This is a genomic window from Candidatus Omnitrophota bacterium, from assembly GCA_026387175.1.
In the GTDB taxonomy this organism is placed as follows: domain Bacteria; phylum Omnitrophota; class Gorgyraeia; order 2-01-FULL-45-10; family 2-01-FULL-45-10; genus CAIMPC01.
Map to the genome: position 1 here is coordinate 71,014 of JAPLME010000008.1, position 21,814 is coordinate 92,827.

At 50.4% G+C, this 21,814-nt stretch carries 20 protein-coding genes; all 20 read left to right on the top strand.

All coding sequences use genetic code 11. The features are described 5' to 3' along the window. Window positions 1-10 precede the first annotated feature (10 nt). The 20 genes from NTY76_04650 (at window position 11) to NTY76_04745 (ending at window position 21,810) form a co-directional block, all read left to right on the top strand. Entirely contained in the window at window positions 11-937 is a 927-nt protein-coding gene (locus NTY76_04650) for a thiamine-phosphate kinase (GenBank protein ID MCX5678379.1), read from the top strand. Next, complete coding sequence (gene tsaE / locus NTY76_04655) at window positions 938-1,357, top strand: tRNA (adenosine(37)-N6)-threonylcarbamoyltransferase complex ATPase subunit type 1 TsaE (GenBank protein ID MCX5678380.1); 420 nt, start codon at window positions 938-940, stop codon at window positions 1,355-1,357. Next, a complete protein-coding gene (gene tsaB, locus NTY76_04660; GenBank protein ID MCX5678381.1) occupies window positions 1,354-2,022 on the top strand; it encodes a tRNA (adenosine(37)-N6)-threonylcarbamoyltransferase complex dimerization subunit type 1 TsaB in 669 nt (222 codons plus the stop codon). The genes tsaE and tsaB overlap by 4 nt, the downstream gene beginning before the upstream one ends. Next, the gene (alr, locus tag NTY76_04665; GenBank protein MCX5678382.1) at window positions 2,019-3,173 is read left to right on the top strand and encodes an alanine racemase; all 1,155 of its coding nucleotides are present in this window, start codon (window positions 2,019-2,021) and stop codon (window positions 3,171-3,173) included. Before tsaB ends, alr begins: the two co-directional genes overlap by 4 nt. Before the next feature lie 98 nt (window positions 3,174-3,271). After that, window positions 3,272-4,927: a dihydroxy-acid dehydratase gene (gene ilvD / locus NTY76_04670; GenBank protein MCX5678383.1), complete on the top strand. Its 1,656-nt coding sequence runs from the start codon at window positions 3,272-3,274 to the stop codon at window positions 4,925-4,927. Further along, window positions 4,924-6,600, top strand: a complete 1,677-nt coding sequence (ilvB, locus tag NTY76_04675) for a biosynthetic-type acetolactate synthase large subunit (GenBank protein MCX5678384.1) — start codon at window positions 4,924-4,926, stop codon at window positions 6,598-6,600. The genes ilvD and ilvB overlap by 4 nt, the downstream gene beginning before the upstream one ends. Before the next feature lie 2 nt (window positions 6,601-6,602). Beyond that, window positions 6,603-7,118, top strand: coding sequence for an acetolactate synthase small subunit (gene ilvN, locus NTY76_04680; GenBank protein MCX5678385.1), 516 nt, complete (start codon window positions 6,603-6,605; stop codon window positions 7,116-7,118). Window positions 7,119-7,136: 18 nt separating this feature from the next. Beyond that, window positions 7,137-8,135 carry a ketol-acid reductoisomerase gene (gene ilvC / locus NTY76_04685; GenBank protein MCX5678386.1) on the top strand — a complete coding sequence of 333 codons (999 nt, stop codon included), beginning with the start codon at window positions 7,137-7,139 and terminating at the stop codon, window positions 8,133-8,135. After that, window positions 8,135-9,649, top strand: coding sequence for a 2-isopropylmalate synthase (locus NTY76_04690; GenBank protein ID MCX5678387.1), 1,515 nt, complete (start codon window positions 8,135-8,137; stop codon window positions 9,647-9,649). The genes ilvC and NTY76_04690 overlap by 1 nt, the downstream gene beginning before the upstream one ends. Before the next feature lie 95 nt (window positions 9,650-9,744). Further along, a complete protein-coding gene (gene aroE / locus NTY76_04695) occupies window positions 9,745-10,614 on the top strand; it encodes a shikimate dehydrogenase (protein ID MCX5678388.1) in 870 nt (289 codons plus the stop codon). A gap of 1 nt (window position 10,615) precedes the next feature. Then, window positions 10,616-11,428, top strand: a complete 813-nt coding sequence (locus NTY76_04700; GenBank protein ID MCX5678389.1) for a prepilin peptidase — start codon at window positions 10,616-10,618, stop codon at window positions 11,426-11,428. 22 nt (window positions 11,429-11,450) lie between these two features. Beyond that, window positions 11,451-12,575, top strand: coding sequence for a chorismate synthase (aroC, locus tag NTY76_04705; GenBank protein ID MCX5678390.1), 1,125 nt, complete (start codon window positions 11,451-11,453; stop codon window positions 12,573-12,575). 2 nt (window positions 12,576-12,577) lie between these two features. Then, window positions 12,578-13,114 (top strand): shikimate kinase, encoded by a 537-nt coding sequence (locus NTY76_04710; protein MCX5678391.1) that lies wholly within the window; start codon window positions 12,578-12,580, stop codon window positions 13,112-13,114. After that, on the top strand, window positions 13,104-13,415 hold the full coding sequence (locus NTY76_04715) for a hypothetical protein (GenBank protein ID MCX5678392.1): 312 nt from the start codon (window positions 13,104-13,106) through the stop codon (window positions 13,413-13,415). Before NTY76_04710 ends, NTY76_04715 begins: the two co-directional genes overlap by 11 nt. A 13-nt stretch (window positions 13,416-13,428) precedes the next feature. Beyond that, window positions 13,429-14,340: a DNA-processing protein DprA gene (gene dprA / locus NTY76_04720; protein ID MCX5678393.1), complete on the top strand. Its 912-nt coding sequence runs from the start codon at window positions 13,429-13,431 to the stop codon at window positions 14,338-14,340. Continuing rightward, window positions 14,340-16,355 carry a type I DNA topoisomerase gene (gene topA / locus NTY76_04725; protein MCX5678394.1) on the top strand — a complete coding sequence of 672 codons (2,016 nt, stop codon included), beginning with the start codon at window positions 14,340-14,342 and terminating at the stop codon, window positions 16,353-16,355. The genes dprA and topA overlap by 1 nt, the downstream gene beginning before the upstream one ends. Beyond that, window positions 16,356-17,228 (top strand): tyrosine recombinase XerC, encoded by an 873-nt coding sequence (xerC, locus tag NTY76_04730; protein ID MCX5678395.1) that lies wholly within the window; start codon window positions 16,356-16,358, stop codon window positions 17,226-17,228. Between the two features lie 377 nt (window positions 17,229-17,605). Then, window positions 17,606-18,871 (top strand): 3-deoxy-D-manno-octulosonic acid transferase, encoded by a 1,266-nt coding sequence (locus NTY76_04735; GenBank protein ID MCX5678396.1) that lies wholly within the window; start codon window positions 17,606-17,608, stop codon window positions 18,869-18,871. Beyond that, window positions 18,864-19,901: a tetraacyldisaccharide 4'-kinase gene (gene lpxK, locus NTY76_04740; GenBank protein ID MCX5678397.1), complete on the top strand. Its 1,038-nt coding sequence runs from the start codon at window positions 18,864-18,866 to the stop codon at window positions 19,899-19,901. Before NTY76_04735 ends, lpxK begins: the two co-directional genes overlap by 8 nt. Beyond that, window positions 19,870-21,810 carry an ELM1/GtrOC1 family putative glycosyltransferase gene (locus tag NTY76_04745; protein MCX5678398.1) on the top strand — a complete coding sequence of 647 codons (1,941 nt, stop codon included), beginning with the start codon at window positions 19,870-19,872 and terminating at the stop codon, window positions 21,808-21,810. Before lpxK ends, NTY76_04745 begins: the two co-directional genes overlap by 32 nt. Window positions 21,811-21,814 lie beyond the last annotated feature (4 nt).

Below are 21,814 nucleotides of genomic sequence, written 5' to 3' on the forward strand. Positions count from 1 at the left end.
GGGCCGTTGTATGAAGATAAAGGATGTTGGCGAGATAAAGCTGATCGAGCGAATCTCTAAAGGGATAAAGCTGGACGCCTCGGTGATAAAGGGTATCGGCGACGATACTGCCGTTATGGCCTGGCCCGGCCAGGCTACGGTGGCGGGCAAGTATCTGCTCTACACTTGTGACATGCTTGTCGAAGATGTCCATTTTACGCGCCAGCGGACTACGCCTTTTCAGATAGGATGGAAAGCCATGGCCCGAAACCTGAGCGACATAGCGGCGATGGGAGGTGTGGGGCGGTACGCGGTCGTTTCGATTGGCGTGGATCCCGGGAAGGGCCTCTCTTTTGTCGATGAGGTTTATAAAGGCATCAAAGCCGTTTGCAGTAAATTTAAAGTCAATATCGTCGGCGGAGACATGTCAAGGTCCAAAAAGACAATTATAGATATATCGCTTATCGGAGAAGTTGAGAAACGGAAACTTGTGACGCGCTCGGGAGCGAAAAAGGGAGACCTTATTCTAGTTACAGGGTCTTTTGGCGGTTCCATAAAACGTAAGCATCTGAATTTTACTCCGAGGATAGATGAGGCGAGACAACTTGTGAATAATTTCAGGGTCAACTCGATGATCGATGTGACGGATGGCCTTGTTCTGGACCTCTCCCGAATACTCAAAGCAAGCCGCATGGGCGCCAGGATACACCAAAGCCTGATCCCGGTATCTGAAGATGCCGAGTCTTTTGAGAGCGCGATCACCGATGGGGAGGATTTCGAGCTTCTATTCACGATGGGCGCCAATGAAGCCCGGCGTTTCTTTAAGACGGGCTTCGCGAAGATGAAGACGCCGGTCACTCTTATAGGCGAGATTACCGGTAAAAGAGACGGTTTTACGCTGGTCACAGATGATGCTAAGGAGAAGAATATAAAACCGATAGGATATCTGCATTTTTAGATGTTATTAATATCAAAAAGCGTTGAAGAGACGATCAAAACGGGAGAGCGCCTCGCCCGAAAATTAAAGCCGGGCGACGTTGTTGCTCTCATAGGCAACCTTGGCGCCGGTAAGACGGTCCTGACTAAAGGTATTGCTAAAGGCCTTGGCGTAAAAGACGTCCGCTATGTTAATAGTCCGACGTTCGTCACAATAAAGGAGTATAAGGGAAAGATACCTCTGTATCACTTCGATATTTATAGGCTGAATAATGCGAATGTTCTGGATTCCGAAAGCTATGAAGAATATTTTTACGGTGACGGAGTGACTGTGATAGAATGGGCCGATAAGATCCGCGGTATCCTGCCGAAAAAATATATTGAAGTGAAATTATCCGTGGCGGGCGAAGGCAAGAGAAGAATTGAGATAAAGACGAGATGAAGCTTTTAGCTATAGACACATCCACTGATTATTTAAGCCTCGCCGTGATGCGTGATGATAGGGCTCTTGCGCGCATACACAGGAAAGTCCCCAGAAGCCATTCAAGCCTCTTGATGCCGACGATTGACAGTATCCTTAAGAGATCAAAAACCGCTATCAAGGATCTGGACGGATTCTGTTTAAGTATCGGCCCCGGATCATTTACAGGACTGCGCATAGGAGCGGTGACTGTTAAGGGCCTGGCGTTTGTAACGAAGAAACCGATCGTCGCGGTGCCGACGCTTGACGCGATTGCCATCAATGGGAAGAGGTTTTGTGGTATAATATGTCCGGTGCTTGATGCGAGAAAGAATAAGGTCTACGCCGCGATCTACAAGTCTGATGGTAGTAATGTAAAGAGAATCTCGGCCTTTCTTCTGGTTAAGACAGCCGATTTATTGAAGAGGCTGGAAAGATACGATGACGTGCTATTTTTAGGGGATTTTGCCGAAAGGATCGTAGGCCTCTTACCAGGCGCTAAGATAGCGGCGAAATCCTGGCAGCCGAGGCCCGAGGTTGTCGGAGCGTTAGGCGCGGACTATTTTAAGAAGGGAAAATTTATCAAAGTCGAAGATCTGGAACCTCTCTATATTTATTCGAGAGAGTGCGATATAACCGGCAAATGAGAGATTTAGCTGTAAGAACAAAAAACGGTGTTACTCATACCCACCATCGCCCTACCTGGGCGGAGATAGACCTGAAAGCTATCGAATACAACTATAGGCAGGTCCGTAAGCTGGTCGGCAAGGGTGTCAATATAATGGCCGTTGTAAAGGCCAATGCATACGGACATGGCACGGTCGAGGTCTCTAATGCGCTTGAGCACGTCGGAGTCGACTATCTTGGCGTTGCGACAACAGATGAGGCTGTGCGTTTAAGGGATTACGGCATAAAGAGCCCTATTCTCGTTCTGGGTTCGGTCCTTCCTCCCGAAGTCGGTGTTGCCGTTGAAAAAGATATTACTCTCACACTTTGCGATGAGGAGCTCTTCGGCGCCATAAGAAAAGAGTCGAAGAATGGCGGCAGGTTGAAGGTCCACATTAAGATCGACACCGGTATGGGCCGCGTCGGAGTCTGGCATGAAGACGCCCTTGACTTTGTAAAGAAAGTCTCTTCGGAAAAAGACGTGATCTTAGAAGGGATCTATACGCACTTTTCGAGCGCGGGGCGCGACGATTTCTTTACCGCTTACCAGATAGAGGCATTCGAGAAGCTGCTCTCGTCTGTCGAGAAGAATTGGATAAAGATACCTCTCAGGCACGCCGCGAATTCCATAGCGACCGTCGATTTTCGCAGAGCTTACCTTAATCTCGTCCGACCCGGGCTTGTCATATACGGGATGTATCCGAAGCATACGTTTCCCAAGATAATAAAGCTGAAACCCGCGCTGGAGCTTAAGACAAAAGTGGTATTTATAAAGGACACCCCTCCGGGCCGTTCTATCAGTTATGGCCGCACATTCATCACGCAGAAGCACACGAGGATCGCAACCCTTCCGATAGGCTACGCTGATGGTTACGGCAGAAAACTCTCCAATAAGGGCGAGGTCTTGATAAGGGGCCATAGAGCCCGCGTGGTTGGCAAGATCACGATGGACCAGACCATGATCGATGTCGGGCACATAAACGGAGTAAGGGTGGGTGATGAGGTTGTGCTAATAGGCAAGCAGGGCAAAGAGGAGATAAGAGCCGAAAACCTTGCCCGCACAGCCGAATCGATAGCCTACGAAGTCGTTTGCGGCATATCAAACCGTGTTCCCCGCGTATATAAGCGCTAAAAACCCCCGCAAATAGCCCTATTTTTTAATCATTTGACAATATATGAGCTAATATTATATAATCTAAGCTCTATTTAATTATTGACATGGGAGGATCTATGCGTAGCGATAAGATTAAAAAAGGTATCGAAAGGGCAGGCGCCAGGAGTCTTTTATATGCCACAGGCATATCCAAGGAGGATATGGCCAAGCCCTTTATAGGCGTTGTCACTTCCAGGACCGATCTGATCCCGGGTCATATTCATATGCCCAGATTGGAGCGTTTCATTGAGCGCGGCATAGCTGCCGGAGGCGGTGTTCCATTCTTCTTTGGCGTTCCGGGAATATGCGATGGCATAGCGATGGGACATGGCGGTATGCGGTATTCCCTTGCCTCGCGCGAGCTGATAGCCGACATGATAGAATGTGTAATGAAGGCCCATTGCCTGGACGGGCTCGTCTGCCTGACTAACTGCGATAAAATTACGCCGGGTATGTTAATGGCAATAGGGCGGCTCAATGTGCCGGCTATAGTCGTAACTGCAGGGCCCATGATGAGCGGCAACCTGAAAGGCAGAAGGCTGTCGCTGGTCAAAGATACGTTCGAAGCTGTGGGAAGATGTAAGAAGGGCGATATCTCACAGGATGAGCTTGCTACCCTAGAAATGTGCGCATGTCCCGGGGCAGGTGCCTGCCAGGGGCTCTACACGGCCAATTCGATGGCATGCGTGACCGAGGCACTCGGCATGAGCGTTCCGGGGTGCGCTACGGCGCTTGCGGTATCGGCGAAGAAGGATAGGGCCGCTCAGGAGTCGGGCGAGAAGATCGTGAATCTGGTGAGGCGCAATGTCCTGCCCAGAACGATCTGTCGCCGCGAGGCGTTCGAGAACGCCATAAAGGTCGACATGGCGCTCGGTGGCTCCACAAATACGGTTTTACACGTGATTGCGGTTGCGAAGGAGTTCGGAGTGGAGATCCCTCTCGACATGTTCGACAAGATCTCCAGGTCGACGCCGCATATCACGAACATATTGCCCGGCGGCGAGCATTTTATGGAAGATCTGGAATCAGCCGGCGGCATTCCGGCCGTCATGAAGCGCATGAAGAATCAATTGAACGATGTGATGACGGTTAGCGGCAAGCTGATAAGCCAGATCGCTAACGAGGCGCAGATACTCGATGAGGACGTGATACGCGACTACAAGACGGCTTATCACAGCGAGGGAGGTATAGCGGTATTAAAAGGCAACCTGGCCCCCGAAGGCGCCGTTATAAAGCAGACTGCGGTTTCTGAGGCGATGATGAAGTTCAAGGGCCGCGCCCGTGTATTCGATTCGGAAGAGGCCGCCATGCAGGCTATAATGGCCGGCAAGATAAAGAAGGGCGATTGCGTCGTTATCCGTTACGAGGGTCCGAAGGGCGGACCCGGGATGAGGGAGATGCTCTCTCCGACGGCGGCCATTGTCGGCATGGGACTGGCAGATGACGTCGCGCTTATTACGGACGGCAGGTTCTCGGGCGGGACACAAGGGCCGTGCATAGGTCATCTATCGCCTGAGGCGGAAGTCGGAGGCCCGATCGCCATCGTTCAGGAAGGCGATGAGATAATTATAGATATTCCGGCCAGAAAGATAGAATTAAATATTAGTGCTTCGGAAATAAAGGCGCGTCTCGCGAAATGGAAAGCTCCGGAGCCGAAAGAGAGCGAAGGATACCTGGCGCGTTACCGTAAGGCGGTCGGTTCCGCGTCCGAAGGAGCGGTGCTGAAGGCATGAAGATGACAGGCGCGCAGATTCTAATAGAGTGTCTTAAGAAAGAGAAAGTCGAAGTGTTGTTCGGCTATCCCGGCGGACAGGTATTGCCGATATTCGACAAATTATACGACGCTCCGATAAAATTTATTCTCGTCCGGCATGAACAGGCCGCTGCCCACGCCGCGGACGGCTATGCCCGCGCGACGGGTAAGACAGGCGTCTGCATCGCGACCTCGGGGCCCGGCGCGACTAACCTGGTCACGGGCATCGCGACAGCCTATATGGATTCGATACCGATGGTGGCCATTACCGGACAGGTCAAATCATTTCTGATAGGTAATGACGCTTTTCAGGAGGCCGACATTACGGGAATAACCAGGCCCATTACAAAACATAATTACCTGGTCGAGGACATTAAGGACCTGGCGCGTATAATGAAAGAGGCGTTCCATATAGCTTCGACGGGCCGTCCCGGGCCTGTGCTTGTCGATATACCGTCCGACATACAGATGCAGGAGGCTGAATTCGAGTATCCGGAAAAGGTTTCGATACGCGGTTACAATCCGACTTATGCCGGCCATCCCGGACAGATTAAGAGGGCCGCTAAAGCCATCTCGGATTCGAAGAAGCCTATACTTTATGTCGGCGGAGGAGCTATAATATCCGACGCTTCAAAAGAGGTTACGGATCTTGCGATAAATAACGAGATACCTGTTACGATGACCCTTCTCGGGCTGGGGGCGTTTCCGATCACTCATGAGCTGTCGCTGGGCATGCTAGGTATGCATGGCACCGCGTACGCAAATCATGCGATAATGGACTCTGACCTGATAGTGGCTGTGGGCGCCAGGTTTGATGACAGGGTGACAGGGAAGCTCGATGCGTTCGCGCCGCATGCAAAGGTTATTCATATCGATATCGACCCGGCCAGCGTCTCGAAGAACGTTGATGTCGATATCCCGATAGTCGGCGACGCGAAGACGATCCTGCGGGAATTGAATAAGCATGTGAAGAAGCCGGATACGCAAGAATGGGTAAAGACGATCGCGGAATGGAAGAAGAAGTATCCTTTGAAATATAAAGAGGACGACGCCTTAAGGCCTCAGTACATATTGGAACAGATATTTGAGGCGACGAACGGCAATGCCATAATTTGTACGGAAGTTGGCCAAAACCAGATGTGGGCGGCGCAGTTCTATAAGTTCACAAAGCCCAGGACGATGCTGTCATCGGGCGGGTTGGGGACGATGGGCTACGGTTTTCCAGCAGCTATAGGCGCGCAGTTGGGCGTGCCGGCAGCGCAGGTCTTCGATATCGCCGGAGATGGTTCGATACAGATGAATATACAGGAGCTCGCTACGGCGGTTGCGAATAAGCTGCCGGTGAAGATAGCTATATTGAATAATTGCTATCTCGGCATGGTGAGGCAGTGGCAGGAGCTATTCTATAAGCACAGATATTCATATACCTGCCTTAACGGTACTGAGCCTGATTTTGTGAAGCTTGCCGAAGCCTACGGCGCGGTCGGCATGCTTATCACGAAGAAAGAAGATGTGCGGCCGGCTATAGATAAAGCGCTTAAGATAAATAATACGGTCATCATGGACTTCCGTATCGAACAGGAGGAGAATGTTTTCCCCATGGTGCCGGCGGGCGAAGCGATCAACAAGATGATAGGCGGAGGCCTGGCCTAAAGATGAAACATACGATATCGATCCTTGTGGAGAATAAATTCGGAGTGCTCGCGCGTATATCCGGGCTCTTCAGCGCACGGGGTTTTAACATATCGAGCCTCGCGGTAGGCGAAACCGAGGACCCTACGGTGTCGCGCATGACGATAGTGGTCGAGGGCGATGACAAGACCCTGGAGCAGATAAAGAAGCAGTCGAATAAGCTCATCGACGTTATAAAGGTCATCGATTACAAAGAAGGCGATTTTATCGACAGGGAACTTATTCTTGTGAAAGTCTCGATAAGCCCGAAGACGAAGAAGGAGGTCATGGAGGCGATAGAGGCTGTGGGCGCCAAGATAGAGTCTACTTCTGATAAGTCTCTGTGCGTAGAAGCGACCGGAGATCGGGCCAAGATAAAGACGCTGCTCGAGTTATTAAGGCCTTTCGGTATACTGGAGGTCGTCAGGACCGGAAGGATAGCGATGGATACGACGGGTAAGGGTTTAAAGGCTGACGGAAAGCCTGAAGTCAACGAATAGAAAGGGGATAGTAAAGAAATGGCAAAGATTTATTATGATAAGGACGCGGACCTGAACATCTTGAAGGGCAAGAAGATAGCTGTAATAGGATATGGCATACAGGGCCGTGGTCAAAGTTTGAATTTAAGAGATTCCGGACTCGACGTTATAGTGAGTGAGATCCCGAGCTCAAAGAATTATGAGATAGCAAAGAAAGACGGGTTTAATCCGGTGCCGGCGGATGAGGCTTCAAAACAGGCCGATATTGTTCAGATATTGACAGAAGACCATGTCCAGGCAAAGGTTTACCATGATTTGATAGCGAAGAACATGACGAAGGGGAAGGCTCTTCTCTTCTCCCATGGTTTCAATATACGCTTTAAACAGATAAAGCCGAATAAGAAGATCGACGTATTCATGGTGGCCCCTAAGGGGCCTGGTGCTCTCTGCAGGAGGATGTACGAAGAGGGCAAAGGCGTTCCATGCCTTATAGCGATATACCAGGATGCGACGGGCAATGCCAAACAGATCGCGCTTGCTTATGCCAAGGGCATAGGCGGGACGAGAGCGGGCGTTATCGAGACGACGTTCCAGGAAGAGACCGAGACGGATCTCTTCGGCGAGCAGGCGGTACTCTGCGGCGGAGCGAGCGAGCTCATAATGGCGGGTTTCGACACGCTGGTCGAGGCCGGTTACCAGCCCGAGATAGCGTATTTCGAGGTCCTGCACGAGCTTAAGCTGATCACCGACCTGATCCAGGAATACGGGATAAGCGGAATGAGGCGCAGGGTTTCCAATACGGCGTGCTATGGCGATGTGTCGCGCGGCAAGCGCATTATCAACGAGAGAACGCGCAAAGAGATGAAGAAGATGCTGAAAGAAATAGTCTCCGGCAAGTTTGCCAGAGAGTGGATAAGAGAGAATGAAGAGGGCAGACCTAGCTTCAATAAGATGCTTAAAGAAGGAGATGCTCATCCGATAGAGAAGGTCGGCGAAGACTTAAGAAAGATGATGCCTTGGATGGGTAGCGGAAAATAATGAGTAATGAGAAGATAACGATATTCGATACGACGCTCAGGGACGGAGAGCAGTGCCCGGGAGCCAGTCTCGACATTAAGGCGAAGCTCGAGGTAGCGAAACAACTCGCTACCCTCGGCGTCGACATAATCGAGGCGGGATTCCCTGTCTCCAGTCCCGGAGATTTCGAATCAGTGAAGATGGTGGCCAGGAATGTGAAGGGGCCGATCATTTGCGGACTGGCACGCTCTATGGAAAAGGATATCGATGCGGCGTACGGCTCCGTGAAATTCAGCTCCCGGCCCAGGATCCACGTTTTCCTGGCTACTTCAAAGATACATATGAAATATAAGCTGAAGAAGGCGGAGGACGAGATCCTGAGGCTTGCGGTGGCCAGCGTAAAGTACGCGAAGTCGAAAGTCTCCGATGTCGAGTTCTCCCCCGAAGATGCTTCCCGGACGGAGAGGCCGTTTCTCTATAAGGTAGTGGAGGCTGTCATAGATGCCGGCGCCAGCACGGTGAACATCCCTGACACGGTAGGATATACCACGCCTTTTGAGTTCGCGGACCTGATCCGCAGTATTAAAGAGAACGTGCCGAATATCGAAAAGTGCGTTATCAGCGTCCATTGTCATAACGACCTCGGACTCGCTGTTTCTAATTCCCTGGCGGCCGTTTTGAACGGCGCCCGCCAGGTGGAGTGCACGATAAACGGCCTGGGCGAGAGAGCGGGGAACGCGTCACTCGAAGAGATCGTTATGGCGATAAAGACGAGGAACGACATATTCAAAGGGTTCTATACGGATATCCATACGAAAGAGATATATAAGACCTCAAAACTTGTCTCGAAGCTTACCGGTATACTGGTGCAGCCGAATAAGGCTGTCGTGGGCGCGAATGCTTTTGCCCACGAGTCCGGCATACATCAGGACGGAGTGCTGAAAGAACGCATCACCTATGAGATCATGAAGCCTGAAGATGTCGGGTTCGAAGAGTCGAAGATCGTGCTCGGCAAACATTCGGGCCGGCATGCCTTTGACTCGCGACTGAAGAGGCTGGGCGTGGATCTGAAGAAGGACGAGCTCGATAAAGCGTTCGAGCGCTTCAAGGTGCTTGCCGATAAGAAGAAAGAGATATTTGACGAAGATCTGGAAGCGATCATCGATGAGGAAATATTGAAAGTGCCGGAAAAGATACATCTTCTGCATTTTCATATATCCTCCGGTGACCGCGTTAAGCCGACCGCAGAGATAACTATAAAATACAACGGCAAGATCATTGAAGCGGGCTCTACCGGAGATGGTCCTGTGGATGCCTGTTATAAAGCGATTGACAAGATAACCGGCATTCCCGGGAAGCTCATGGATTATCAGATACGCTCCGTTACCAGGGGTAAGGATGCTCTTGGGGAGGTATCGGTAAAGGTTGAGTCGAAGGGAAAGATATTTTCAGGCAGAGGCGCTAGCACGGACATAATAGAAGCCAGTATAAAGGCATATGTCAATGCTATCAATAAACGCGCTATTGCCGGTTAACGCTTTTTAACCAGGTACTGAAAATTACCTAAGGTAATTTTCGTAAAGGTCCGCTTCGGTCACAAAAATCGATCAAGCGGACTTTTTGGCTAATTATGGAAAAAAAGATATACGGAATAGTGGGTTACCCTGTGAAGCATTCGCTCTCTCCGGCGATGCAGAATGCCGCATTTCGCGAGCTTAAGATAGATGCCGAGTACCGTCTGTTTGAAGTTCCGGGCTCGGACCTCGAGCGGTTCCTTGATGACGTAAGAGGCGGGAACGATATCTCGGGACTTAACGTGACTATACCGCATAAGATAAAGGCCAAAGAATATCTTGAACGCAACGGTTCTCTGGACGGGAACGCCGTAAGGCTCGGCGCGGTAAACACGATAAAGGTATGCGACGACGGGACTTTGCGCGGGTTCAATACGGACGGGCCCGGTTTTTACCGGTCGCTCGTCGAGGACCTTAAGTTCGAGCCCGAGGGCAGGAATATTTTCGTGCTCGGCTCAGGCGGCGCTGCCAAGGCCATCGTTATGTATCTGGGTAACGCTCCGAAGAGCATATCGGTATTCGACACGGACGCGAGGAAGGCCGCCGAGCTCGCCTCCCATTATGCAAAATACTTCGATCGTAAAAAACTGAGGATATTATCGGACGCTAAAGAGGTCGGAGGCGTTATCGCGAAGTGCGATCTTTTAGTGAACGCGACGCCTATAGGGATGAATGAGTCGGATCCCTCGCCCGTATCGAAAGAGTTACTGCGCCCGGGACTATATATATATGACCTAGTTTACAATAGGCCTCACACGCAGCTCGTGAAAGACGCCAATGCGGCGAAGGCTCACGCTTTAACGGGACTCGGTATGCTATTGTATCAAGGCGCGGCGGCCTTTGAGATATGGACCGGCGCTCAAGCGCCGGTGGCTGTTATGAGGCGCGAGTTAGGAAAAGCGCTTAAGGAACAGGGCAAAGCCTGATATGGGGAATTATTTGGACAAAATATTTGTTTTTATGATCGGCGCTGGTATTGGCAGCTTCCTGAACGTTTGCATACACAGGATGCCCAAAGATAAGTCGATAGCATTCCCGCCGTCGCATTGCCCGAAATGCAATAAGGGCCTTTATTGGTATGACAATATCCCTCTCTTTAGCTATGTGATCCTTCTGGGGCGGTGCAGGTTCTGCCGGCAGAGGATATCGTTACGATATCCGGTAGTAGAGCTCGCTACGGCGCTCATCCTGACTGTGTTATTTGTCATATTCGGCATGACTTCAAAATTCTTCGCGTATTCGACTATGGCATGCGCCCTCATAGTGGCGACGTTCGTGGACTTCGAGATCCAGGAGATACCCGACCAGGTTTCGTTAGGCGGCCTCGCGGCGGGCATAGCGCTCTCTTTTCTGTTTCCTTCGATCATGGACTCGGTAAGCAGGATGCACGCTCTTGCGGGTTCGCTTGCCGGTGCCCTTACTGGAGGCGGCAGTATATTTATCCTGAAAATATTCGGCACCCTTGTGTTCAAAAATAAGATCAAAGAACTCGGTATCGGGAGCGCGATGGGCGATGGGGATATCAAGCTGATGGCCATGATAGGGGCATTTTTAGGATGGAAGCTTGTCTTGTTGACATTTTTTATAGCGCCTTTTTTGGGTTCCGTGCCCGGGATTATTTCAAAGATCAGGAGCGGTTCCGAAACCATTCCCTATGGGCCGTTCCTTTCGATGGCGGCCATGATATCGGTTTTTTTCGGCAATAAAATTTTAAGTATGTTTTCATACGGTCTTTTTTAAAAGAAAAAGAAAGAGAGGCTTTATGCTCAGATATTTGACAAGCGGTGAATCTCACGGGAAAGCTATGATGGCGATACTGGATGGCATGCCCTCGGGCCTTCGCATTGAGGAGTCGGCGATCAATAACGACCTCTCCCGCCGCATGCGCGGTTATGGCAGGGGAAGACGGATGAAGATAGAGGCCGATAAAGTGCAGATACTCTCGGGCCTGAGGAAGTCGGTCACGATCGGAAGCCCGATCGCGCTAATTGTGAATAATGTCGACCACTCCATAGATAAGCTGCCGGCCGTTCTATGTCCGCGGCCGGGGCACGCTGATCTATCAGGCGCTCTTAAATACGATCTGAGGGATATGAGAAGCGTATTGGAGCGCGCCAGCGCCCGAGAGACCGTAGTAAGGGTCGCTGTCGGGGCCCTTGCGAAAACGCTCTTATCGGAATTCAAGATCGATATCGCGAGCCATGTCACTGTTATAGGCGGCGTAGAAGCCGAGACAAAAGACCTGGGCTTTAATCATCTCGTCTCGATTTCGGAGAAGTCGCCTGTCCGTTGCGCCGATCCCGATGCATCAAAGCTGATGTGCGCCGAGATAGAGGACGCTATGGAAGAAGGCGATACGCTCGGGGGGGTGTTTGAGGTAATTGCAAGAGGAGTTCCTGTTGGGCTCGGCAGTTATACGCAGTGGGACAAACGCATAGGTTCGCGTATAGCTTCCGCCATTATGTCTATCCAGGCCGTCAAAGGCGTCGGTTTCGGCGCCGGCTTCGAGATGGCGCATCTCAGGGGTTCACTGATACATGACGAGATATTCTACGACAAAAGAAGGGGTTTCTTCAGGACGACTAATAACGCCGGCGGCATAGAGGGCGGCATGACGACAGGCGAGGCTATCGTGGTTAGGGCCGTCATGAAACCGATAGCGACACTTTCGACGCCTCTTGAGAGCGTTAATATAAAGACTAAGAGTCCGGTGAAGGCGAGTGTCCAGCGGTCGGATGTATGTGCGGTTCCCGCGGCGGGCGTGGTCGGAGAAGCGATGGTCGCGATAGAGCTCGCTAACGCGATGATAGAGAAGTTCGGCGGCGACTCGCTGCGTGAGATGAAGAGGAATTACAACGGCTATCTCGAACAGGTCAAAAAGTTCTAACTATGAATATAGTGCTGGTCGGGTTCATGGGAACGGGTAAGACGACGATCGCGATAGAGCTTTCGCACAGGCTCGGCATGAAGTACGTCTCGATCGACGATCTTATTGAAAAGAAGGAACGCCGCACCATAAACGAGATATTTACGAAGAGCGGAGAGGACTATTTCCGCGATGTCGAGAGCGCTGTCATAAGAGATGCCGTGTGCATGGACAACCTCGTGATCGATACCGGCGGCGGCGCCGTGATGCGGGACGAGAATGTGGCATATATGAAGTCGAACGGCGTTATCGTATGCCTTACGGCGGACGCGGATGTGATCATGGAGAGGACCAAGAAATACAAACACCGCCCGCTCCTTAACGTCGAAGACCCGAAGAGGAAGATACGGGATCTGCTTGCCAGGCGTTCGCCGTATTACGCGAAAGCCGATCATACGATAGATACCGGCAAATTTACAGTGAGACAGGTCATCGATAAGATAGCGGAGATAGCGGAGGCGAGATTGAAACGGAGAGAGGGGCCAAAGGATGAATCCTAAAGCGAGATTATGGATAGGCGCGACGCTTCTTATCGTCATATTGATCAATTATGTCCTGATAGGCGTGCCACTTATGTCGAAATCGCATTCGATCCAGGGAAAAGCAAAGGCTATTCTTATCAAGCAGGCTAAGTCGACAGGGCTCTTTAATAACTCTGATGACGAATATCTCCTCGATATCTTTCGCAAAGAGAAGTCGTCTATAGATACGAAGATAACTATACTGAATGCAGTCGCCGCGACGCTTGCTTTTTTCGCGGCAAGTTGGACAGTATTCGGGCTGATCTTTAAGAGGAAGTGAGTAAGAGAAGGTTATGGCAATAAGAAAAATAACGATAGACGATGCTGAGTATCCGAAGCTATTGAGGAATATACACAAACCGCCGAAGCAGCTCTATGTAAACGGCAGCCTGCTGGAGACGGACGAGGTGGCGGTGGCTCTGGTGGGGTCGCGCAGGGCATCGTTATACGGCCTCGAGATGAGCGAGAAGCTTGGATATGAGCTTGCGTCGAGAGGTGTAACGGTTGTGAGCGGCATGGCGCGCGGCATAGATACCGCGGCGCACAGAGGTGCGTTGAAGGCTAAAGGCAGGACCATCGCTGTTATGGGAAGCGGCCACGGGCATATTTATCCGTCCCAAAACAAAAAGCTTTATGAAGAGATTGTGAAACAAGGCGCTGTCCTTACCGAATTCGAAAATGATATGGAGCCGCTGGCATATAATTTTCCGCAGCGTAACCGTATCATAAGCGGCCTATCGCTCGGCGTCGTGGTTATCGAAGCGGCGAAGGACTCAGGTGCCCTGATAACGGCAAGCCTTGCGGCAGAACAGGGGCGCGAAGTCTTCGCGCTTCCCGGCAAGATATCGTCCAGTACGAGTTCAGGCACTAACTCTCTGATAAAAGACGGGGCGCGGCTGGTTCAGTCGGTTGACGATATTCTGGAGGAATTACGGCTTCACGAGATAAAACCTCTTGAGCCCGGAGAAAAAGACGGCATAGGCGACAGGATAGAGAAGATGACAAAGGCGTATCTTTACAATTCACTTACCGGCAATGAACGAAAGGTATATAAGGCTATGTCGGACGAGCCGATGTATATAGACGATATTGTTGCTAGCTCAGGCATCGACCCGGCGAACGCGTCGAAGGCATTATTAAGTTTACAATTAAAGAAACTTATACTGGAAGTTCCAGGCAAGCAGTACGTTAGAAAGGAAAATTAATGTCAAAATCATTAGTAATAGTCGAGTCTCCGGCAAAAGCCAAGACTATCAATAAGTTCCTCGGAGATAAGTATGTCGTAACAGCCAGTATGGGGCATATAATCGATCTGCCGAAATCGAAGCTTGGCGTGGATGTCGAGGACGACTTCAAGCCCGAATATATCGTGATGAAGGACAGGAAGAAGAACCTGACAGCGCTTAAAAAGGAAGCGAAGGGCAAAGCCGCGATATATCTGGCGGCCGATCCTGACAGGGAGGGCGAGGCCATAAGCTGGCATCTGCAGACCGCCCTCCAGGAGAAGGACAGGAAGTTCTACCGCGTCGAATTCGACGAGATCACTAAAGAGGCTGTCACGAACGCCTTTAAGCATCCGAGAGATATCGATATGCATCTTGTCAACGCCCAGCAGGCCCGCCGTATCCTGGACAGGATAGTCGGCTATACCTTAAGTCCGCTCCTATGGAAGAAGGTGTCGAGAGGATTATCCGCGGGAAGGGTGCAGTCGGTCGCGGTCCGCCTGATAGTCGAAAGAGAGAATGAGATAAATAAGTTCAATCCCAAAGAGTACTGGGATGTGCTGGCCGATCTCAAGCGTAAAGGAGACGAGCCTAAAGATAAATTCACCGCAAAACTGGATAAATACAAAGATAAGAAGATAGACGTAGTGGCTAAAGACGAAGCCGACAGGATCACGGCCGAACTTAAACGTTCCGCATTTGTAGTCGGCGATATAAAAGAGTCCAGTAAGAGAAAGAGTCCTTATCCGCCATTTACCACATCGAAGCTTCAGCAGGAAGCCTTCAATAAACTGAGGTTCTCAGGTGCGCGGACAATGAGCATAGCCCAGGGCCTGTACGAAGGCGTCGACCTGAATGGGGAGGGGAGCGTCGGGCTCATTACATATATGAGAACCGATTCGGTGAAGATCTCAAAAGACGCGCAAACCGACGCGAAGAAGTACATACTTGAAAAATTCGGCAAAAAATATTATCCGGAAACCCCCAATGTCTATAAGTCGAGGAAATCCGCTCAGGAGGCGCACGAATCCATAAGGCCGACGCTGCCTCTCAGGGAGCCTAATGCGGTAAAAGATTGCCTGACCCCGGATCAGTTGAAACTCTATACGCTTATCTGGAACCGTTTCGTGGCCAGCCAGATGACTCCGGCGGTATATTCGCAGATTTCCGTGGAAATTAAAGCAGGGGACTATCTCTTCAGGGCCTCCTCGACCAGGAGCGTCTTCGACGGTTATACAGCTGTGTATGAAGTTGAAAAAGAGAAGGATGAATCCGATGAGGAGGCCAGGGCAAAGCTGCCCGATCTTTCAATTAACGATCCGCTTGATCTATTGGAGCTCGTCCCAAGCCAGCACTTCACAAAACCGCCTCCAAGATATTCCGACGCATCGCTTATAAAGGTACTGGAAGAGCTTGGAATAGGCCGTCCATCTACATATGCGCCGATCATACATACGATCACCACGCGTGATTACGTTACAAGGGAAGCCGGCTATTTCCGTCCGACGGAGCTGGGAGGCATCGTCACGAAACTTCTGATGGAACATTTCCCGAAGATCCTGGACGTAGAGTTCACCGCGAAGCTCGAGGATGAGCTTGACGGTATCGAGGAAGGCGAGACCGACTGGGTGATGGTGCTTAAAGGTTTCTACTCACCATTCATTCATTCCGTGGAGCAGGCGAAGATCCAGATGAAAGATGTGAAAAGAGAAGTCATCGCTACGGACGAAATCTGCGCCCTGTGCGGCAAGCCGATGGTTATAAAGTGGGGCCGTAACGGCAAGTTCCTCAGCTGTTCGGATTACCCGACATGCAAGAACGCCAAATCCATAACGACCGGCGTCAAATGCCCCACCGGCTGCGGCGGCGAGCTGGTCGCCCGCAAGTCGAGACGCGGCAGTTTCTTCGGCTGTTCCAGTTATCCGAAATGCAATTATATCAGTAAAAAGCTTCCTCAGGATACTGAGGAAAAGGCCGAAGACAAGGTGCTGGAATAGATGCAGAGGTATATAGATAAGTTCATGAATTATCTGAAGGTCGAAAAGAATGCCTCGGAGCATACTATTATAAACTATACTATCGACCTGAATGTCTTTAAGGCCTTTCTCGGCGATAAAGAGATCGAAACGGTGGACCATCTGGCCTTGCGCCGTTATCTGGCGGAACTTCGAGCGAAGAATTATTCAAAGAGGACCGTCGCCAGAAAACTCGCTTCCTTGAGAAGCTTTTTCAGGTTTCTCTTCCGTGAAGGGCATATAAAAAAGAACCCTATAACCGCCGTCCTGACACCAAAGCTTGACAAGAAATTGCCGGTATTTCTGGACACAGCAAAGATAGATAGGCTTCTTTCTGCGCCTACGGATAAGGATCTTGCGGGCTTAAGAGACCGGGCGTTATTGGAGACATTATATTCGACCGGAATCCGCGTCAGCGAGCTGGTGGGTCTTGATCTCAGCGATATAGATTTTATAAGCGGAGTCATAAAGGTGCTCGGTAAGGGCCATAAGGAGCGGGTTGTACCCATAGGGGAACCGGCATTGGCTGCTATAAGAAAGTATGTCGATAAGAAGGCCGATGAGAAGGTTAATGACAAGGATGCCGTATTCTTGAATAAATCCGGCGGCCGCCTCACGGATCGAAGCGTCAGGCGGGTATTGGATAAACATATTAAGACGTGCAGCATATCCGAAAAAATATCGCCGCATTCGCTCAGGCATTCCTTTGCGACCCATCTCTTAGATCGCGGCGCGGACCTGAGGAGCGTTCAGGAGCTTCTGGGCCACATGAACCTGTCGACGACGCAGATATATACGCATGTTACGATGGAGCGGCTTAAGTCGGTATACGATAAAGCCCACCCACGGGCGTAGATTTTTCGGCTCAAGCGTAAGTCTAGAGCCTTCGGGCACTTGCTTTCGCTCTTTACGAGCATCCCTCGCGTGGTGGTACTTCGCAGGGACGCAAAATTTCCCCTGCGAGGAAATTTTGCTCGGAAAGATCGCTCGCTCTTTTTGGCATACAAGAATACCCGGGCCAAAAATCCGTGCCCGCTCGCGACTTTCGACGCCCTGCTTAGCACCACCCCGCGAGGGATAGCTGAGTAGCAGCGAAAGTATCGCCCGAAGGCTCTACTATTCGAGTGAGCCGAAAAATCTCCTGGCGGAGTAAGTAGAGAGTGAGATTGGAGCAGTGACCTGTAATCAGGTCTAGGCAGGCGGGGGCCAGTAAAAACCTAACGAAAGAGGGCATGTTATACGATATAGCGTTTTTCATATTCGCGGTGTTTTATATACCGACTTTGATATTTAAGGGGAAGCTGCATAAAGATTTCCTCGAGCGGTTCGGTGTCTACAGTGATGTCCAGAAGGAAGCTCTCTGGCGCGCGAAAGATGTTGTATGGATACAGGCGGTGAGCGTGGGAGAGGTCGCGCTCTGCAAGAGTTTTATTCCGGCGCTTAAAAAGGAATTTCCCGCAAAATCGATAGTCTTGTCCACGATAACAAGGACCGGCAATGATCTTGCGAAGAAACTTTTCTCAGGCGATGCCGTTATAATCTATTTTCCGCTCGATTACTCGTTCATAGTAAAGAGAGTCGTAAATAGGATACATCCAAAACTCTATATAATGATAGAGACCGAGATATGGCCGAATGTATTGAAGGAACTGCATTATAAACATGTGCCGGCGATTTTGATCAACGGCAGGATTTCGGACCGCTCTTTTGGAAAGTATAAACTTGTAAGAATATTTTTATCCGATACGCTCGATAGGATAAACTCATTCTGTATGCAGTCGGATATCGATGCCGAAAGGATAAGATGCCTGGGCGCCGCGCCCGATAGAGTTAAGGTCACCGGCAATATGAAATTCGACGCGGATATTATGTTGAATAGCGCTCACGACGCGGATATTAAAGAATTATTCGCCCTGAAAGACGGTGACGAGGTCTTCGTCGCGGGTTCGACTCACGGCGGCGAGGAGGAGACGGTGGTATCGGTATACAGGGAGCTCATAAAAGACTTCCCGAAGCTAAAACTTGTGATAGCCCCCCGCCATATCGAAAGGGCGACTGAGGTTGAGAATATCGTAAAACGCTCCGGCCTGGACGTGGTGAGAATGACGAAGAAGCAGGGTAGTTCTACGCCTCGCGTTTATGTTATTGACGCGATCGGCCATCTGAATGACGCCTATTCCATGGCCGAGATCGTTTTTATCGGAGGAAGCCTTATTTCTCACGGAGGGCAGAACCCTATAGAGCCGGCGCTTTTCGGGAAACCGGTGATATTCGGCCCTTATATGTTTAACTTTAAGGCCATCGCATCCGCTCTGCTGAAGAATAAAGGCGCCATCCAGGTTAAGGACCGGAAAGAGTTGCTTATGAAAGCCGATTATCTTTTGAAGAACAAAGATGCGAGGACGGCTCTCGGCAATAATGCCAGGAACACAATATACGAAAACCGCGGCGCGGCCTCGCGGAACCTCGAAGCCGTTAAAGAGCTTGTGAATGGTTAAGTTTATATATTCATTGATGACGGACAAAAGGCGCGGCGTGGTATGGGTGCCCTTTAAAGCGGCGCTATACCTGTTGTCTATTATTTATGGAATTGCTATCTTCTGTAGAAAGATATTATACGGGTTAAAAATATTTAAGGCGCACAGGGTCTCCCTTAAGGTAGTCAGCGTCGGCAACCTTACGCTCGGCGGCACCGGTAAGACGCCTTTTACGATAGCCCTCGCAGGGCTGTTGGAAGATGAGTTGCGTTCCTCGGCGGCCGTTCTGATCCGCGGTTATGGCTGGGATGAGCAGGCGCTTCTCAAGAAAAACCTGCCCGATACGCCGATACTTGTAGGAGAGGATCGCGTTAAATCGGCGCATAAAGCGATAAGGCTCTACGGCAGCCAGTTTGCCGTCCTGGATGACGGTTTTCAGCACTGGGAGATCAAGCAGGACCTCGATATCGTGCTGGTCGATTCAAGGAACCCATTCGGGAATAATCGTCTCTTCCCGCGCGGAGTTCTTAGGGAACCCAAGAACGCTTTAAAGAGGGCACAGGTGGTAGTATTTACCAAGGTAAATAAGAAGGCCGCCGGTCTGGATATCCTCAAAGACGAGATAAAGAAGATAAACGGGGATATTATTTTTCTGGAGGCCTCTCACAGGCCCTCGCATATATATGATCCGAAGGCTCGGAAGGATCGCGGATTATCATTCGTATCCGGCAAGAGGGTGGCCTTAGTGTCCGGCATAGGCGACCCCGCGTATTTTGAAGAGACGGTGAAGGACCTCGGAGCGGTGGTCCTTGACCATATGATATTCGGCGATCATTACAATTTTAAAGAAAAAGATATAGAGCAGATTATAAAAATGTGCGGCGTGAAGACGCCCGATTTCCTGATAACGACCGAGAAGGACGCGGTGAAGTTCGCGCGTATGAGCTACTCGTTCGGAAAATACACAATGATGACGCTTGCTATCCGTATGGATATAACTAGCGGCAGGGAGCAATTAATTGATAGACTTCGCAGCGTACGTATTAGTTAGGGCCTTAAACGTAATTTTCAGTGTCTTGCCCGTGAGTTTTGCCTTATGGCTCGGGCGCCGCTTAGGAATAGTTGCCTTCTGGGTCAATAAGAAGAGAAGATTGATAGCTTACGCGAATTTGAAAGCGGCGTTCGCGCATGAGAAATCTCCCCGGGAGCTTCGCGCTATAACCAAGCGTGTGTATCAGAATATGGTTCAGACTTTCATGGAAGTGTTGAACCTTACCAAAATAAATAAAAAGTATGTCGACAAATATATCGATATCGTCAACATCGAACGCATACAAAATGCCGCGCAGTCGGGGAGAGGCACGATCCTGCTCACTGCGCATTTTGGCGACTGGGAACTCTCCAGCCTGGTGAGTTCCGCTGTCGGATTTCCCATCGCGGTCCTTGTGCGCGAGCAGAAGATGAAACGTTTAAACGAACTGCTGAACCGTTTAAGGGAGTCGAATGGCTGTAAGGTGATAAGGAAAGGGATGGATGTAAAGAACCTCATAACGATGCTCAGAGAAAAGAAGATCGTGGGGATACTCGCCGATCAGGATGCCGGCAGGAACGGTACGCTGGTGGACTTCTTTGGCCGCCCCACATCATCTCATTCGGGATCGATGGAGATAGCGAGGCGCACAGATTCCATGGTACTGCCCGCGTTCATAGTGCGCACTAAGGGGCCGTACCATAAACTTTATCTCGAAGAATATATCGATTTCAGAAATACGCAGTCGCCGGATGCGGTAAAAGAGAATCTTCAGAAGTATATGAAGCTGCTCGAAAGATATGTGAGAGAATATCCCGATCAATGGTTGTGGCTTCATAAGAGATGGAAGTCCACGCCCGTCAGGACTGTACTGGTCCTGAGCGATGGCAAAGCGGGCCATCTCAACCAATCGCTTGCGATAGCGCGCCAGATACAGAAGGTCAGGATCACCCAGGGCTACAAAGAGGCGGACACAAGGATCGTAACCGTCGATGTTAAATATAAGAGTAAGTTTACCAGGGCAGTGCTTACCGCGGCCGCTAAATTCGCTACCTGGAGATGCCATGGCCTGATGAAGTGTATGAAGGCCTGTCTGGAGAAAGGGTCGTACGATACACTGATGAGGACATATTCAGAATATGTCGTCTCCTGCGGTTCCGTGACGGCCCCCGTAAATGTCTTTATGGCGAAGGAGAATAACGCGGAAAATATCACAATAATGAAGCCCAGCATTATAAATTTAAGGCAATTCAGCCTTGCGATCATTCCGAAACACGATAAGCCGCCCTTAAAGAAAAATGTCGTGACGACAACGCTTGCCCCGAACCTGATAGACCGTGACAGTATGCGTGAATACGGCGCGCGGCTTAAGGATCAGGTGAATATTGAAAAGAACATTGTGCTGGGAGCCCTGATTGGCGGCAGCAATCCTGAATTCACGATGACTAAAGATATGGCAAATAAAGCGATCTCGGGGCTTATCGAATTCTGCAAAGCCTATGACGCGGACCTTCTGCTTACGACATCACGGCGCACGCCGAAAGAAGTGGAAACGCTCATAAAGGAGAGGTTAAGCAAATACAGGTTTTGTAAGCTCATCGTGATCGCGAATGAGAAGAATATGGAAGGAGCCGTAGCGGGTATACTAGACCTTTCGGATATAGTGACAGTCTCCGGCGAGTCGGTCTCTATGGTTTCAGAGGCGATACATTCCGGCAAGAAGGTCGTCGTCTTCGATCTCGAAAAGAATAATAAGCGTATCACAAAGTATGAACGTGTCCTGGATTCGCTGGAACGCGAGGGTTATGTTAACTGCGCGCATCCCGCGGATCTCGGGACGAGGCTCGATAAGGTCTGGAGGACCGTGCGCGCCATCAAGAAAGTCGATGACCGCGACAGGACTATTGAGGCGGTCAAAAAATTGCTGTAAATTT